The 15,762-nt window shown below is 70.3% G+C and carries 10 protein-coding genes; 3 read left to right on the forward strand and 7 right to left on the reverse strand.

Going from position 1 to position 15,762, the window contains the following annotated elements; genetic code table 11:
* Positions 1–16 precede the first annotated feature (16 nt).
* The 4 genes from D7Y04_RS10205 to D7Y04_RS10220 all read right to left on the reverse strand — a co-directional run bounded on the left by D7Y04_RS10205 (position 17) and on the right by D7Y04_RS10220 (position 3,442).
* Positions 17–1,018: a hypothetical protein gene (locus tag D7Y04_RS10205; RefSeq protein WP_233601342.1), complete on the reverse strand. Its 1,002-nt coding sequence runs from the start codon at positions 1,016–1,018 to the stop codon at positions 17–19.
* Positions 1,019–1,367: 349 nt separating this feature from the next.
* Positions 1,368–1,904: a hypothetical protein gene (locus tag D7Y04_RS10210; protein WP_147454534.1), complete on the reverse strand. Its 537-nt coding sequence runs from the start codon at positions 1,902–1,904 to the stop codon at positions 1,368–1,370.
* 18 nt (positions 1,905–1,922) lie between these two features.
* A complete protein-coding gene (locus D7Y04_RS10215) occupies positions 1,923–2,312 on the reverse strand; it encodes a hypothetical protein (protein WP_120595641.1) in 390 nt (129 codons plus the stop codon).
* A 149-nt stretch (positions 2,313–2,461) separates the two neighbouring features.
* Positions 2,462–3,442, reverse strand: coding sequence for a ChaN family lipoprotein (locus D7Y04_RS10220; protein ID WP_120595640.1), 981 nt, complete (start codon positions 3,440–3,442; stop codon positions 2,462–2,464).
* Between the two features lie 380 nt (positions 3,443–3,822).
* On the opposite strand from D7Y04_RS10220, the gene D7Y04_RS10225 reads away from it, so the two are divergent.
* The gene (locus D7Y04_RS10225; protein ID WP_121759082.1) at positions 3,823–6,783 is read left to right on the forward strand and encodes an ATP-binding protein; all 2,961 of its coding nucleotides are present in this window, start codon (positions 3,823–3,825) and stop codon (positions 6,781–6,783) included.
* A 7-nt stretch (positions 6,784–6,790) separates the two neighbouring features.
* On the opposite strand, the gene D7Y04_RS10230 is transcribed toward D7Y04_RS10225, so the two are convergent.
* The 3 genes from D7Y04_RS10230 to D7Y04_RS10240 form a co-directional block, all read right to left on the reverse strand.
* The gene (locus D7Y04_RS10230) at positions 6,791–7,222 is read right to left on the reverse strand and encodes a hypothetical protein (RefSeq protein WP_147454533.1); all 432 of its coding nucleotides are present in this window, start codon (positions 7,220–7,222) and stop codon (positions 6,791–6,793) included.
* Between the two features lie 201 nt (positions 7,223–7,423).
* Positions 7,424–7,924, reverse strand: coding sequence for a hypothetical protein (locus D7Y04_RS10235; protein ID WP_120577814.1), 501 nt, complete (start codon positions 7,922–7,924; stop codon positions 7,424–7,426).
* 86 nt (positions 7,925–8,010) lie between these two features.
* Positions 8,011–10,038: a YgiQ family radical SAM protein gene (locus tag D7Y04_RS10240; protein ID WP_120595636.1), complete on the reverse strand. Its 2,028-nt coding sequence runs from the start codon at positions 10,036–10,038 to the stop codon at positions 8,011–8,013.
* A 350-nt stretch (positions 10,039–10,388) separates the two neighbouring features.
* On the opposite strand from D7Y04_RS10240, the gene D7Y04_RS10245 reads away from it, so the two are divergent.
* Positions 10,389–11,537 carry a hypothetical protein gene (locus D7Y04_RS10245; RefSeq protein ID WP_121759084.1) on the forward strand — a complete coding sequence of 383 codons (1,149 nt, stop codon included), beginning with the start codon at positions 10,389–10,391 and terminating at the stop codon, positions 11,535–11,537.
* Between the two features lie 215 nt (positions 11,538–11,752).
* Positions 11,753–15,742, forward strand: coding sequence for an AAA family ATPase (locus D7Y04_RS10250; RefSeq protein WP_121759085.1), 3,990 nt, complete (start codon positions 11,753–11,755; stop codon positions 15,740–15,742).
* The last annotated feature ends 20 nt before the right edge of the window (positions 15,743–15,762 follow it).

The following is a 15,762-nucleotide window of genomic DNA, read 5'->3' on the forward strand; positions in this document are numbered from 1 at the left end:
TGCCCCCACGCCGGGCCTACAGACCGTCGTGGTAGCACCAGCCGGTGGTGCGGTCGTAGCCGCCACCGGAAAGCGGGTAGTTGATGAAGCCCAGCTCCTCGCCCGGACCGCACTCCGACCGGGCGCGGGTGTACGGCTGGCACTTCGTCGTCCCGTTCAGGCTGACGCACGCGCCCCGCGCCCCTTCCGTGCCGCAGAACTCGGCGTAGGTCTTGGTGCACGTCTCACCAATCAGGGCGGGGTCGAAGTCGAAGCCGAGCGGCTCCAGGACCGACTGCTCGATGCACGTGCCATAGACGCCGCAGACCGTACCCGTGGGGCAGCCGGGGACCGCCGCCATCGGGTCGCACGTCTTCAGGCACTGCCGGTCATCCGTGAACAGGTCGGAGCACGCGAAGCCCTGCGCGCAGTCCGTCGTCGCCGGGTGGTTGGCATCCGCCGCGGGCGTGCGCGTGCAGGCCGCTCCCTGAGTGCCCGTGCCCTGCGACTTCTCCAGCGTGCCGTCATCCGCGAAGTAGTTGTCCGCCACGCAGGTGTGACCCGGCACGTTCGCCGTCCACGAGCCCTCGCGCGGGTCGCAGCCCATGGGACGCAGGGTGTTCCAGGTCGCGAAGCGGATCCACTTGCACTCGCCACCCGGGACCACCGCGCTGCCCTTGTAGGGCGCGCTGAGCGGCGCCGCGTTCACCGACTCACGCAGCGTCACGTTGTAGAGCACGCCCACCGACTGCTGCGGCGACACCTTGAGCGCCAGCAGCAGGGCGCCGGTGTCCGCCACGAACAGCTTCTGGCCCGTCGTGCCCGCGTCCTGGTAGCCCCAGACGCACTGCTCGCAGGTGAAGGTGTTGGCGCCGCCGGCCGCCAGGTCATGCACGCCCGTCGCCGTGTTCACGTCCAGCCGGACGAACGCGGTGTCCTTCAGCGTCGGATCTCCCAGGCCGTTGAACGTGCCCTGATAGGTCGGCTGAGCGCCGTACATCACCGGCGTCAGCTGAACGCCGTTCGACAGCGCACCCATGGTGATCTCACTACACCCCGCGGGTGGGGTGAGCTCATGCGCCTGCGCTTCCAGGACCTTTGCCTCCTCTTCCTGATTGGGGGCTTGCTCCTGAGGCTGAGGCTCCACGGCACAGCCCGTCAGCGCCAAAGAAAGCACCGCGCTCCAACGCCACGCACGAAACCCGAGGCTTCGAGTCGTCATTGTCATTCTCTTGGATGGTGGTTCAGGCTGTCAGGGGGGGGAAGACAGCCGATCCGGGGAACCCGGATGCGCTACTGATTACGTGAGGATGTCTGGAATTGACAGTTCAATTCGACATTGCGACGGGACTGTTATTGCCGTCGCATCCATTGCGTTCGGGATGGATTCAGAACGGGGGGCCGCTGGTGGTGATGCGCAGTTGCTGACGGTTGATGGCCACCGACAGCTTCGTGAGCAGCTCACGAAGCTGGGGTGGGGTCAGCTTCTCGCGCTGGGCCATGAATTCACCACGCTCCGGGTCGCCCCAATGTCCCGAGGCGATGCTGCCCTCCAGGACGCGGCGGGCCTTCGCATAGGCCTCCAGATTTCCGGAAGGGATGGGCGGCGCGGGCTCTGGCCTGTCCGGAGGAGACTCCGCCCGGGCCTCGGCCGTCGCGGTCTGGAGCTCCTCGCGCACCACCCGGCGCAGGTCCTCCTGGAGGGCCCTCGCGTCCAGCCCCGCGACGGCCACCGGCGCCGGGCGGGAGAGGCCCTCCAGTCCTTGTCTCAATGCGCGCAGCTCCCGCTCCACTCCCTCCAACCGTCGCGGGAGCTCCGCGTCCGTGGCGGCCCCGGCGGGCTCGGTCCAACGGGCCATGCCGAAGCCGGCGCCCGCGGACGCCACGAGCGCCGCCAGGAACAAACCCCTGGATGCCATCGTCATGGTCCGTTCTCCCTGGGGCTACTTGGGGTCCAGGTAGGAGGCGGTCCGCATCTCGATGTTGGTACAGGTGCCCGCGCCGTCGTGGTACGCCATGATGTAGGAGTCCGGCGAAGCGGACTTGATGACCTCGATCATGTCCCGGTTGTAGGTCGTGCAGGACGCCATCGTCCCGGTGGCGTCATACGCATAGATATAGGCGTAGTAGAACCCGTTGCCGACCTGGAAGCCGATGTCGAGGGATTGGACGGTGTCCGGACTGTTGCGGACGCTCCCGAAGCTCCCCGCGATGACGTTGGCCGTGGAGTTGATGACGACGGGATAATACGAGCCCGTCTTCCCGGCCCACGCGGTGCTGCTTCCCGCGAGCATGGCCAGACCCAGGGCAATGGCAGTCTTCTTCTTGAACATGATGTGTCTCCAGGATGTTGTGGCAGGCCATGAGACGCGGCGACGCCGCGCACCGGCCGGTGCTGCACATTTCCATAGCAATGGGGGCTGACATTGCTACGCATCCCGTGTGGCAATCCCAGGACATGAGAACCTGAGATGCGTGCGACTTATTGCTTCTTGTTTCGTTCCCTCAAGGCCTTGCACGGGTCGTCCTCCGGCATGGCCGGCGTGAACCACACGTAGTCGTAGGGCAGGGTGGTGGCGCCAACGACAGCCGCGTAGTCCTGGGGATTCAGCGCCTCCGGTGACACCTCCAGCAGCGCCACGCTCAGCACGGTGACGTCCTTCACGCGGCGCTCCAGGTGCGCGGGGACGCCCCGGTCGTTCCGGACGTGGCCGTTGCCGGTGACGAGGACCGCGCCGTCCGCGGGCACGGTCTCCAGCAGCCGGTCCGCCATCATCGCGTCGCGCGCCCGCTGCGCCAGCGCCATGGGCTCCAGCATCTCCTGAGGAAGCTGTCCGCAGTGCGAGCGGTCCAACTCCTCACGCACCGCCTTCGCCTCCGCTTCGGGCACAGGCGCCTCCAGCCCCAGACGCGAGCGCAGGTCGGAAGGAAGAGCCTCCGGTCCCTTCATCACCAGCTCCCGCACCTGCGCGCGGGGCAGGTTGGCTGCGACGATGGGCAGGTGCGCCTGGAGGCCCGCGGCGAACACTGGCGCGTAGAGGCTGAAGGCGGGCCAGCCGCTCTTGGCCCAGTCCACCGCCTTCGCCAGGCCCTCCGCGTCCTCCGGCCAGGCCTTCAGCGCCGCGTCCACGGCGGGCTGCTGGGTGACGTCCAGCATCTCGAAGGCGAGCGCGGGACGCTGACCGGCGTCCGTCCTCGCGCGCACCAGCTCCGCCTGGAGCCGGTGATGATCCGGGTGGTCGTGCCGTTCGCCCAGGAGCACGAAGCGCGCGGGCACCACGGCCGCGCGCAGGGCGCTCTCGTCCACGAAGCGGCCTCCCGCCACGTCCCAGATGCGCCCCACCAGCGGGTGGTCCCGGTACAGCGTCGTGGCCCACTCCCGCGCGGGAGGAGGGGACGGCTGCTGCCTGCTGGCGCAACCCAGGGACAGCGCGAGGACGAGGCCGAAGGGAATTCGCGTCATCCCGCCATCTCACCCAGACCGCGCGGGGATTGCCCGTCTGAAAACGGCGGGGCCCCTGCTCCCGGACACTGCGTCCGGGGAGTCCACCAGCGGCGGCCCGCCTGCCCCCATGGAGAAGGGGTGGGCAGGTTCGAGGCCCCTCGGCTGAGAGGCCCTGCTTGGTAGGCGACGGAAAGGGCCGTCTGGCGGACTCCGGCGTTGAAGTGGGGAGACCGGCTGGCTACGTCCACATCAGGTCCCCTCGTCCACGCGTCCCGCACCCTTCGAGCCTCCCCCTGAGCCGTCCGAAGAACGAACAGAGCGCGCCGCAGCCGGCCGGAGCCGCGGGGGCCGCGCCGCGTCCCGAGGGCTGGCTGGAGTCGTTGCGTGGCGGCAGCGTGATGGGGCGGCTCATCCTGGAGCGGGACTGGTCCGGGACGCCGCTGGGGCCCATCGCGTCATGGCCGCCGACGCTGCGCACCCTGGTGAGCATGTGCCTGACGACGCGTTTCCCCATGTTCATCTACTGGGGACCGGAGCGCGTGCAGCTCTATAACGACGCGGGCATTCCCATCATGGGCGCCAAGCATCCAGACCATGCCCTGGGGCCGCTGCGCGACGTCTTCCCGGAGCTGTGGCACCCGCTTGGCAGCATGTTCGACGAGCTGGAGCGCACGAAGCAGGCGAACTGGGCGGAGAGCCAGTCGCTGCCCATCCAGCGGGGTGGCTCCGCCGAGGAGGCCTACTTCACCTGGTCCTATACCCCGGTGCTGGATGACGACGGCAAGGTGGTGGGCTTCTACACGCCGGCCCTGGAGACGACGGGGCAGGTCCTGGGGCAGCGGCGTTTGCGCACGCTGCACCTCCTCACCCAGCGCACAGGCGGCGCGAGCTCCGTGGAGGAGGCGTGCCGGGCCGGCCTGGACGCCCTGGAGGAGAACCCCGCCGACCTGCCCTTCACGTGGCTCTACGTCACGGACGCGGACGGGGCACGGGCCTCGCTCGTGGGCTCCACCGGCATGGGTGCCCGGAGCGCGGCGGTGCCCGCGCACTTCGACCTGCGCGCGCCGGAGGCTGGAGGGCCCGCCGGAGGGCTCCTGGCTCCGGTGGCGGGCACGCGCCAGGCCTGGCGGGTGGGCGACGTGAATGGGTGGCTTGGCGCACCGCTGCCGTCGGAGGTCGCGGAGCCGCCCCGGCCCGCCCTGGTGCTGCCGCTGCCGCATGCGGAAGGGGACCGCGACCTGGGCTTTCTGGTGGTGGGCCTGAGCCCCTTCCTGAACCCCGAGGGGGAGTACCGGGGCTTCCTCGAGCTGGTGGCGGGGTCGCTGGCCACGGCCGCCTCCAGCGCGCGTTCGCGGCAGGAGGCCGTGGAGCGGATGGAGCGGCTCGCGGCGCTGGACCGGGCCAAGACGGCCTTCTTCAGCAACGTGAGCCACGAGTTCCGCACGCCCCTGACGCTGATGCTCGGGCCCGTGGAGGACGCGCTGTCGGATCCGACGGAGCCGCTGGCCCCGCGTCTGGCGGAGCGGCTGTCCCTGGTGCAGCGCAATGCCACCCGGCTGCTCAAGCTGGTCAACACGCTGCTCGACTTCACCCGAGCGGAGGCCGGACGCGTGCGCGCGGCCTTCCAGCCCACGGACCTGTCCGCCTTCACCGCGGAGCTGGTGAGCCAGTTCGAGTCCATCGCGAAGCGCGCCCAGCTCACCCTCACGCTCGACCTGCCGCCGCTGACAGAGCCCGTCTGGGTGGACCGCGAGATGTGGGAGAAGATTGTCTTCAACCTGCTCTCCAACGCGATGAAGTTCACCTTCGAGGGAGGCGTCCACGTCCGGCTGCACACCGAGGACGGCGAGGCGCGGCTGACGGTCCGGGACACCGGCAGCGGCATCCCGGAGGCGGAGCTGCCGCATGTCTTCGAGCGCTTCCACCGCGTGGAGAACGCCCGCTCGCGCAGCCATGAGGGCAGCGGCATTGGCCTGAGCCTGGTGCAGGAGCTGACGAAGCTGCACGGCGGCACCGTGGGCGTGACGAGCGTGCTGGGGCAGGGCACGACCTTCTGTGTCGCGCTGCCCCTGGGCAACGGCCACCTGCCGCGCGAGCAGCTCGTTCCCGAGGAAAGAGGTCCCGCGCACTCCGTCGAGCGGAGCGCGTCCGCCTATGTCGAGGAGATCCGCGGATGGCTGGCGCCGACGGGCCCGGAGGATGGGTCGCGAACGTCAGAAGGCGTGAGGGCCACTCCGCTGCTGCCACCCATGTCCGCGAGGGTGCTGGTGGTGGACGACAACGCGGACCTGCGCAAGTACATCACGGGGCTTTTGGACGCGTCGGTGACGGTGGAGACAGCGGAGGACGGCTACGCCGCGCTCCAGGCCATCCGCGCGCGCCCGCCCGACCTGGTGTTGAGCGACGTGATGATGCCGCGCCTGGGCGGCTTCGGCCTGCTGCGCGAGCTGCGCGCGGATCCCCGGCTGCGGGCCATCCCCTTCGTCCTCTTGTCAGCGCGCGCGGGCGAGGAGGCCTCGGTGGAGGGCCTGGAGGCGGGCGCGGATGACTACCTGGTGAAGCCCTTCTCCGCTCGCGAGCTGGCGGCGCGGGTGCGCACCCAGTTGGAGATGGCGCGGGTGCGCAGGGAGGTGGCGGAGCTGTCGTCGCGAGAGGCGGTGTTGCAGGACGCGGTCCGCGCGCGGGATGAATTCCTGTCGGTGGTGAGCCACGAATTGAAGACGCCGCTGGCGGGCTTCCGGCTCCAGTTGGATCTCATCGAGAGGGGCCTGGGGCCGGACGCGCACGCCCGGTTGGGAGAGCGGCTCCTGTTCACGCGGAGGCAGGTGCACCGCCTGGCGACGGTGGTGGAGACGCTGCTCGATATGTCTTTGCTGTCCTCGGGGCCGGTGCACCTGAAGGTGGAAGACATGGACCTCGCCGCGTTGGTGAAGGAGGAGGTGGCCCAGGCGCGGGAGGAGCTGTGCCGCGAGGGCTGCGAGGTGACCTTGCGAGTCGGGGGGCCGGTGCGGGGACGGTTCGACCGGGCGCGCCTGGAGCAGGTGGTGCAGGGCCTGCTGTCCAATGCGTTGAAGTATGGGCCGGGCAAGCCGGTGGAAGTGCATGTGGAGCAGGTGGGCCCGAGCGCGCGCCTGACGGTGGTGGACCACGGCATGGGCGTGCGCCCCGAGGACCGGGAGCGCATCTGGCAGCGCTTCGAGCGCGCGGTGTCCGTGCGCAACTTCGGAGGCCTGGGCCTGGGCCTGTGGATTGCCCGCCAGGTGGTGGAGGCCCACGGAGGCACCGTCGGCCTGTCCGAGACGCCAGGGGGCGGCGCCACCTTCACGGTGTCACTGCCCCTGGCGGGACCGCAGGCCTGACGGAGCGTTACTTCGCTTCGGGAGCGAACGCGTCGACCGGTACGGCGCCGGTGCACGCGACGAGCGTGCCGGGCCCAGCTTCGCCCGTACATGCCGAGATCCTGAGCAGGGGGTTGTTCGGGTAGTCTCGGTTGCAGACTGCGGAGGTCCCCGCACCATTGGAATTCCAGCAGTACGTCGTGGACCCGGTATTGCCGTTGTAGATGCGCGCCACTGCAGAGTGGCCATCCGCCAGGGTGTCATGGACCGTGAAGGAGTCGCTGACGGAGTTGTACACCACTCTCACGCCAGTGCCGGTGATGGTCGTCACCGTGCTCTGGGAGACATTGCCCTCCGAGCCGGCCTGCGTCTCCTGGGTTTCGCCCTCTTCGGGCATCCCACCACAGCCGAACAGCAACCCACTCACCATCAACGCCAGCGCAGGAATCGAACGGGTCATCGGTTTCCCCTGAGTCTGTGAATGCGGGAGCGCATCCACAGACAAAAGGGATAATTGTCTTTCAGGGCTATGTCAAACTAGTCCTGAATTACTGCTTTAGGTATATCTTTGTGCCGCCCCTGAAGCAGCAAGGCCCACACTCTCCGTGGAGGAGAGGCGGGCCCTATGTCTGGCTTTGACTGTCCGTCTAGGTGCAACCCACTACTTGGAATCCACCACCAGCACCATCCACCGGTCGGTGGCGTGGTCGATGCGCAGGTTGGCGGCACCGGCCTCCTGGAGCTGCTGCACGATGCGCTCCAGGAACTGGAGCTGCTCCGCGGACGCGTCCACGAACACGTTGCGCGCGCCCGGGCCCTTCGCCTTCGGCTTCTTCGCCGGCACCGCACCCGCGTGCAGCTCCGGCGTCGCCGCGGCCTTCAGCAGCGTCCCCGCGTCCTCCGCCGTCACCTCGGCCCGCTCGTCCTGCACTTCCACGTCCTGCTCCTCCTTGGGGGCGGCGACCGGAGCGGCGGGCTGCGAGGACAGCTCCTTCTTCGCCTGTTCGCGCAGCTCGTTGAACGTGCGCAGGTTGATGGTGGCGCCGAAGCGGTCCTTGAAGCTCTCCAGGGCGTCCTGGCGGCTCAGGTCGGGCTGGTTGCGGAAGAGGTCGAGCAGGAACGCATGACGCTCCTGCGACTGCTCCTGGGAAGTCCTGGGCATGGTGTCGGGCTCCGGCGGTGTGGCCGCTCGTAAAAGGCGGCGCACCTATACCCGAGCCTCCCCCCGGAACGAAAGCCAGGGGGCTCCTACCGCCCGCGCGGGCCCGGACGCGGCGTGCGGCCACCACCCCGAGGCCCGGACGGACGCGGCTGCACCGGGCGGGGCCACGCGTTCGTCGCCAGGCCCTCCCCGGCTTCCGCGTTCTCCGAGGCACGGCGCAGGCGCGAGGCCTCCGCTGCGGACTCCGGCGGCACCAGCGCCTTCGGCCCTCGTCCAATCAGGTCCTCGCGCCCGGCCAGCTTCAGCGCTTCCCGCGCCAGCGGCCAGTGCTCCGGGTTCCAGTAGAGCAGCAGCGCCTTCTGCAGCCGCTTCTCCCGCAGGCCCTTCGCCGTGTACACGGGCTCCATCTTCAGCGGGTCCAGGCCCGTGTAATACATGGCCGTCGCCACCGACATGGGCGTGGGGATGAAGTCCTGCACCTGGCGGGGCCGCTTGCCCTTCTCCTTCAGCCACTGCGCCAGCATCACCATGTCCTCCAGCGTGGAGCCGGGGTGGCCGCTGATGAAGTAGGCGATGTCGTACTGCTCCTTGCCCGCGTCCTCGCTGGCGCACGCGAACATGTTCTGGAAGCGCTCGAAGCTCTCGATGCCGGGCTTCTTCATCTTCTCCAGCACGCGCGGCGACACGTGCTCCGGCGCCACGGACAGCTGGCCGCCCACGTGGTGCGCCGCCAGCTCCTTCACGTACTCCGGCGAGCGCTCCGCCAGGTCGTACCGCACGCCGCTCGCGATGAAGACGTGCTTGATGCCCGGCTCCTCACGCACCTGCTTCATCAGCGAGATGAGCGGCCCGTGGTCCGTCTGGAGGTTCTCGCACACGCCCGGGTGCACGCAGGACAGCTTGCGGCAGCGGCTCTCGATGTCCTCGCTCTTGCACTTGAGCTTGTACATGTTCGCCGTGGGCCCACCCAGGTCCGTAATCGTCCCCCGGAAGTCCCCCATGCGCCGCACCTCGCGCACCTCGCGCAGCACGCTCTGCGCGGAGCGGCTCTGGATGACGCGCCCCTCGTGCTCCGTGATGGAGCAGAAGGTGCAGCCGCCAAAGCACCCGCGCATCAGCACCACCGAGTGCTTCACCGTCTCGTAGGCGGGGATGGGCTCCTTGTACATGGGGTGCGGCACGCGGTTGAGCTTCAGGTCATACAGCTCGTCCATGGCCACCGTGGCCGTGTCCCCGGGCTTCTGTCCGGCGCCGTCCTCCAGCGGCCGGGCGGGCGGGTTCATGTAGATGGCGCGGTTGCCGTGGCGCTGCGCGATGGCGCGCGCGTTGCCGGGGTTGGTCTCCATCTGGAAGTCCCGGCTCATCACCGCGAAGGCGCGCGTGTCCGCCACCACTTCTTCGTACGAGGGCAGCACCACCACCTTGTCGTGGTCCGCCGCGCGCTTCGCCGGGTCCGCCTCCAGGGCCTTCATCGCCGCGTCGTTGATGAGGTGCGCGGTGCCCCGGATGTCCTTCAGGTCCTCGATGCGCTCGCCCCGGTTGAGCCGGTCGGCGATCTCCCAGATGGGCCGCTCGCCCATGCCGAACACCAGCAGGTCCGCCTTGGCGTCGAAGAGGATGGAGCGGCGCACCTTCTCGCTCCAGTAGTCGAAGTGCGCGATGCGCCGCAGGCTGGCCTCGATGCCGCCCAGCACGACGGGCACGTCCGGGAAGGCCTCCCGGCAGCGCTGCGCGTAGACGATGGAGGCCCGGTCCGGCCGGCAGTTGGTGCGCCCGCCCGGGCTGTACTGGTCCTCCGAGCGGTTCTTCTTCTGGGCCGTCAGCCGGTTGAGCATCGAGTCCAGGTTGCCCGCCGCCACCCCGAAGAAGAGCCGGGGCGCCCCCAGCGCCTTGAAGGGCTCCGCCGAGTGCCAGTCCGGCTGGGGGATGATGCCCACCTTGAACCCCCGCCCCTCCAGGAAGCGCGCGATGAGCACCGGCCCGAAGGCCGGGTGGTCCACGTAGGCGTCGCCGCTCACGATGATGATGTCGCACTGCTCCCACCCCCGGGCCTGCATGTCGGCGCGGGTGACGGGGAGGAACGGGTGGGCGTAACGCGGAGTGATGGAGGCCATGGGCTTGGTTCCCCTCAACAGCGGGGGAGGGCCCAACCAACCCCATCAGGGCGGGCGCTGTCCACTGCGACGGCCGCCTGCCCTCCTGTGCCCCGAGGGACCGGCAACCCGTCAGGTCGTCCAAACCCAGACAGGGAGTGCGCCGTTTCTCGACTCCTCGCAAAGACAGACAGCGGGGTCATTGGGGCTCCAATAGGGTGTCTATGTATACCTGGACCCGGGTACAAGGTTGCCCGTATTGCTAGAAAAATCCGTTTGTGGCAGAGAATTGTCCACGGGCCTGGCTGTCATTGTCTGGCGTCAGGCCCGCTCCCCCCATCCCTGCACCGCCCTTCTCATTGGAGAGAGTCATGTCCTTGCGCCGCCCTCTGTCGTTCTTCGCCTCCCTGCTGATGCTGAGTGGCTGTGGTACCGAAACCCTGGAGGAGGGCGCGGCACCGGGCCAGTCCAGGGCCGCGCTGCACACGGGCATCGACCTGGCGGTGTCCGGGCTCGGTGTGACGTGTGACGACGGCCAGGTGGCGACGGTGACGGGCTCCATCGTCAACGAGGCGCCGACGGGCATCGACCCGTCGGTGGCGGGCATCTACGCGGGGAACCCGGCCGAGGGCGGCACGCTCCTGGCGACGGTGAACGTGCCCTGGCTGGTGGGCAAGGAGCGCTACGCGTTCGAGACGGCGGTGCAGATCCCGGAGGGCACGCAGAAGCTGTTCGTGGTCGCGGACGCGTTCGACTTCTTCCCGGAGGACAGCGAGGAGAACAACACGGCGTCGCTGACGCTGGCGGCTGGCGGCGGCTGTCTGGTGAACCAGGCGCCGGTGGCGCTCTGCAAGAACGTGACGGTGGCGGCGGACGCGTCGTGTGGGGCGTCCGCGTCCATCGACGACGGCTCGTATGATCCGGATGGCTTCCCGCAGCCGCTGAGCATCACGGCCAGCCCGGCGGGCCAGTACCCGGTGGGGACGACGCCGGTGACGCTCACGGTGTCGGACGGGATGGACTCGGCCACGTGCAGCGCGACGGTGACGGTGGTGGACGCGACGGCGCCGGTGGCCGGGGCGAGCAAGAACCTGGTGCTGGCCCGCACCCTGGGCGCGGACTACAAGACGGTGACGCTGGCGGACTGCGCGCAGCCGGCGGCGGACACGTGCGGCGGGACGCTGGACCTGCAGCAGTCGGCCTCCATCATCCGCGTGGAGTCGGATGAGTCCGAGGACGCGCTGTTCAGCCTGGCCCTCTTCAAGTGCCAGGACATCAAGCTGAGCGCGGACCGCAAGTCGGCGCAGCTGCGCGCGGAGTCCAGCCTGCTGGGCAACGGCCGCGTCTACACGATGGTGTACTCGGTGGCGGACGCGTCCGGTAACGCGACCATCGGCACCTGCAAGGTGAAGGTGCCCAGCCCCCTGGGCATCCTCTCCGTGGGCCTGGGGCCCAACTACTGCCAGGGCGAGGGTTGCCCGGCGGGCACCGGCAACGGGCTGCTCTGCCCGCTGCTGTAGTCCCCGCGGAGGTCCAAGGCGGTGAATGACGGCCCGGGTCCGCGAGTGTGCGCGGCCCGGGCTGTCGTGCGTGAAGGGGAGGGCTTCACCGGTGGTGCAGGCGTGCGAGGGAGCCCGCGCGCGCGTTGACGCAGATCGACGCCTCCCCTAGCTTGGCCGGCTTCCCGGCGCCGCCGCTTCCGAAGTGAGGAAGGGCCTCGCCGCGAGCACCCCGTATGATGCGCAGGACGGACGAGGAGTCGGGTCAGGGGGAGGCGCCGCGGGACGAGCGTGCTCCGGATGACCTCATGCCCGTGCTCCGCGTGGAGTACGACACCGACGTCCAGGAGGGACACGCCGCGCCCGTGCTCCGGGTCCGCGCGTCGTGGCCGCCGCAGGAGTCGGAGGACGCCGAGCCCGCGCCGAAGGTGACGGAGGTGAAGGGCAGGGCGTCCGCGAAGGCGAGGACGCTGACCTTCCGGGAGCTGGACTCCGCGGCGCTGGCGTCCATGCCGGCCTCCCACCGCGTTAACCGCGCGGTGCCCGCGCGTCCCGCCGCACAGGGTGACGCGGGCGTGGCCGATGCCTCCGCGCCTGCGCGGAACCGCGAGCCCTCGCGACCGGCCAAAGCTGGCACCTTCGAGTCGGAGCCCGTCGCTGATGCCGCATCAATGGGTGAAGCCGCCGAGGTGGATGCTCCTCGCCCGGCCGGAGCTGGCACCGCCGAGTCGGAGGCCGTCGCCACTGGTGCGTCCGCGGAGGGTGCTCCGCGCCCGGCCGACGCCGGCACTTCCCCGGTGCAATCCGCCAAGGCCCTTGCGCCGGACGACGAGGCGCAGCTGACGCCCGGCATGGGCCCTTTCGACGCGAACGTCGCTTCGGGAGCGTCGAAGGGCAGCGCGCCGAAGCCGCCTGCGCCAAACCTCATCCGCGTAGACGACGCGGCCGAAACGCGTCCCCCGGAAGAGGCCCCGGCCCGCGACGTGTCAGCATCCGGCGACGTCACCCCGGCGGAGCGCGAGGCCATGCAGGCCGCCGTGTCCTCCGGGCGCCGCCGGGAACAGTGGGTCGCCCCCGTCTATCTTCCGGAGGACCTGCGCGACGCGCTGGTGGCCGAGCGCAGCCAGTACCGCGCGCAGCGCATCCAGGAGGCACGCGAGGTGGGTCTGGCCGGTCCCGGCGTGCTGGGGCTGGTGCCCGTTCCCGCCGCGGATCCGGACTGGTCCGGCGGCTCGCTGCTCGGCTTCCTGGGCGAGGAGCTGGTCTTCGCCGGGAACATCGTCCACCTGGACTTCGAGTCCGGCCGCGTCTTCGCCTCCTCCGACTCCGGTGAGGACCTGGACCGCCGCGTCCTCTCCTGTGAGCGGTGGTGCTACCGGCCCTATGACTTCGCGGAGGCCCTGTGCGCGGCGGCGGCGGCCTACGAGGACCGCACCTCCGACCTCACCAACGCCCTGGCGCGCGCGAAGGGAGAACTCCTCCCGTCCACGCCGTCCCCGCGCGACGCGGAGCTCATCCCCGTGGACCGGCTGTGGCGCCAGCCGTGGGGCAGCATCTGGGGCCCTCCCGGCACCGGTAAGACCACCGCCGTCGCGGACCTCATCGCCCGAGCCCTGCGCGCCTATCCGAACGAGCGCATCCTCGCGGTGGCCCCCACCAACCGCGCCGCGGACGAACTGGTGATGCGCGTCAGCGCCCTGCTGGAGCGCGACCCCATCCCCCTGCGCCCCCTGGCCCGCAGCATCTTCCGGGGCGGAAATGGCGCCAGCGAGTCCCTCCACAAGTTGCCCACCGTGGCGATGGAGGAGAACAAGACGAGCAAGCTGCTCAACACCATCGAGCAGCGCGAGCGCGAACTCACGCTGGAGCGCTCCCGGGGCGGCCCCGCGCCGGAGCTCGCCCGCATGCAGGCGGAGCTGCGCAGCTTGCGTGGCCGCGTCAAGGACCCCACGCTCAAGGAGGCGGAGAAGGGCGAAAGCCCCCTCATGGTGCTCACCGTGCACCGCGCCCTGCGGCTGGTGTCGGAGCTGGAAGGCGAGGAGACCTTCCAGCGGCTCGTGGTGGACGAGGCCGGCATGGTGACGCGCGCGGCGACGGCGCTGCTGGCCCCGCTGGCCCGGCAGGTGACGCTCGCGGGCGACCCCAAGCAGATTGGCCCCGTGAGCCGCGCGGCGGAAGGGGCGGGGAAGGGCACCCAGACGTGGCTGCGCGCCAGCGCCCTGTCCCACCTGGAGGACGCGGTGAAGGACGCGGAGCGCCCGGACGTGCTGCTCCTGCGCACCCAGCACCGCATGCACCCGGACATCGCGAAGGTGGTGAGCCACTTCTGCTACGGCGGCGCGCTGGAGGACGGCGACATCGTGAAGGACCGGGCCCAGAGGCCCGCGCCCGTGCCCGCCTTCCCATCCCGCGCGATGTGGCTGGTGCTGGACGGACTGAGCCGCGACACCCGCCGCCTCACGCACGGCCGAGGCGAGACGGGCTCCGGCTACCAGCGCGAGCTGTCCGCGGAGCTCGCCGTGACGCTGGCCCGCCAGTCCGTGCGTCTAGGCCTCACCGTGTTGTGCGTGACGCCCTACCGCGCGCAGGCGGCGCTCCTGCGCAAGCTGGGCAACGCGGCGGGGCTGCGCCACGACATGTTCAGCGCCTCCACCATCCACCGCCAGCAGGGCACCCAGTACGACGTGGTGATGGTGGACACGGTGGCCGGCGGACGGCCCTTCCCTCCGCACACGCTGGTGCCCATCCTCAACGTCGCCGCCAGCCGCGCGAAGGAATACCTGCTGGTGCTCGCCTCGCGCGCGGAGGCCCGCGCCTCGCCCGTGCCCGCGCGCTTCCTGTCGCTGCTCCCTCGCGTGCGCGTCCACGCCGGCACGCCGCCGAAGCTGGAGCTGCTCGCCACCCAGCCGCGTCCTCCGCCGCCACCGCCGCCGCCACTGGTGCCCGTGGGCCTGGGCGGAGAAATCGCGGGCGGCAAGGACACCGGACCGCTCTTCACGCAGGAGCAGGTGTCCCTCTTCGAGCGCCGCTTCGACGACGGCCACCACCTGGTGCGCGGCGTGGCCGGCAGCGGCAAGACGTACGTGCTGGCGCACTGGGCCGCGCGCTACCTGTTGGAGAACCCGCGCGCCCGGGTGCTGGTGTCCTTCTACAACCGCTCGCTCACGCCGCTCGTGGACAAGCTGCTCATGGAGGCGCTCACCGTGCGCGCGGGACCGGAGCAGTTGCGTGCGCTCAGGGCGCAGGTGACGGTGAAGCACGTGGGCGCGCTGCGGCGCCTGGAACCCCACGCCTTCGACGCCGTCTTCGTGGACGAGGCGCAGGACATGGACGCCAAGGGCCTGGCGGCCCTGCACGCGCTGGTGCGCCCCCGCGTGGGCGAGGACGGCCGCGAGTCCCGCTGCTTCCAGCTGTTCATGGACGACTCGCAGAACGTCTACGGCCAGGCGCCCATCGACAGCTTGAAGGATCAGCTCCCCGAAGGGCTGTCCTTCCGCGGCCGCACCCGCGTGCTCAAGGAGACCTTCCGCGCCACGCGCGACATCCTCGACGTGGCCTTCAACGTGGTGCTGGACCCGTTGCGCCAGCACCGCGTCACCGACCCCGGCATGCGCGAGTACATGAAGGCCGGAGAGCTGGCCCGCGAGCGGCTCCTGTGGCTGCCGGAGGAGACGCTGGAAGGCCTCTACCGCGTGCAGTCCACCGAGCGCGGCGGCGTGCTGCCGCAGGTGAAGGACTTCGCCTCCAGCACCAGCGAGGCGCGCTGGGTGGCCAAGGAGGTTGCCCGGCTGGTGCGCGAGGAGGGCGTCCACCCCAGCGACATCCTGGTGGTGGCGCCGGTGATGCCCGCGTCGTTCACGGACGCGCTGCGCAAGGCGGGCGTGCCCGCGGAGGCCTACGGCGGCAAGGGCGGGCGGGACGTGACGGACTTCCGGGTGAGCGGCGTGGACCACGTGCGCGCCACCACGGTGTTCTCATGCAAGGGCCACGAGTGCCCCGTCGTCTTCTTCGCGGGACTGGAGGCCCTGGACTCCATCGAGGCGTGGATGGCGGGCTCCCGCCAGCGCAACGAGCGCGAGAACGAACGCATCCGCCGCGCGATGTTCTACGTGGGTGCCACCCGCGCGATGAAGCGCCAGTACCTCACCGGCGTGCGTGGGGGCCGCTTCCTCCGGGTGGCCGCGTCCTACGTGGAGACGCTGTCCGGCCACCGCCCGGCGCCCTGAAACACAGGGCGCGGGACTTG

Source organism: Corallococcus sp. AB038B (assembly GCF_003668955.1).
Lineage (GTDB): Bacteria > Myxococcota > Myxococcia > Myxococcales > Myxococcaceae > Corallococcus > Corallococcus exiguus.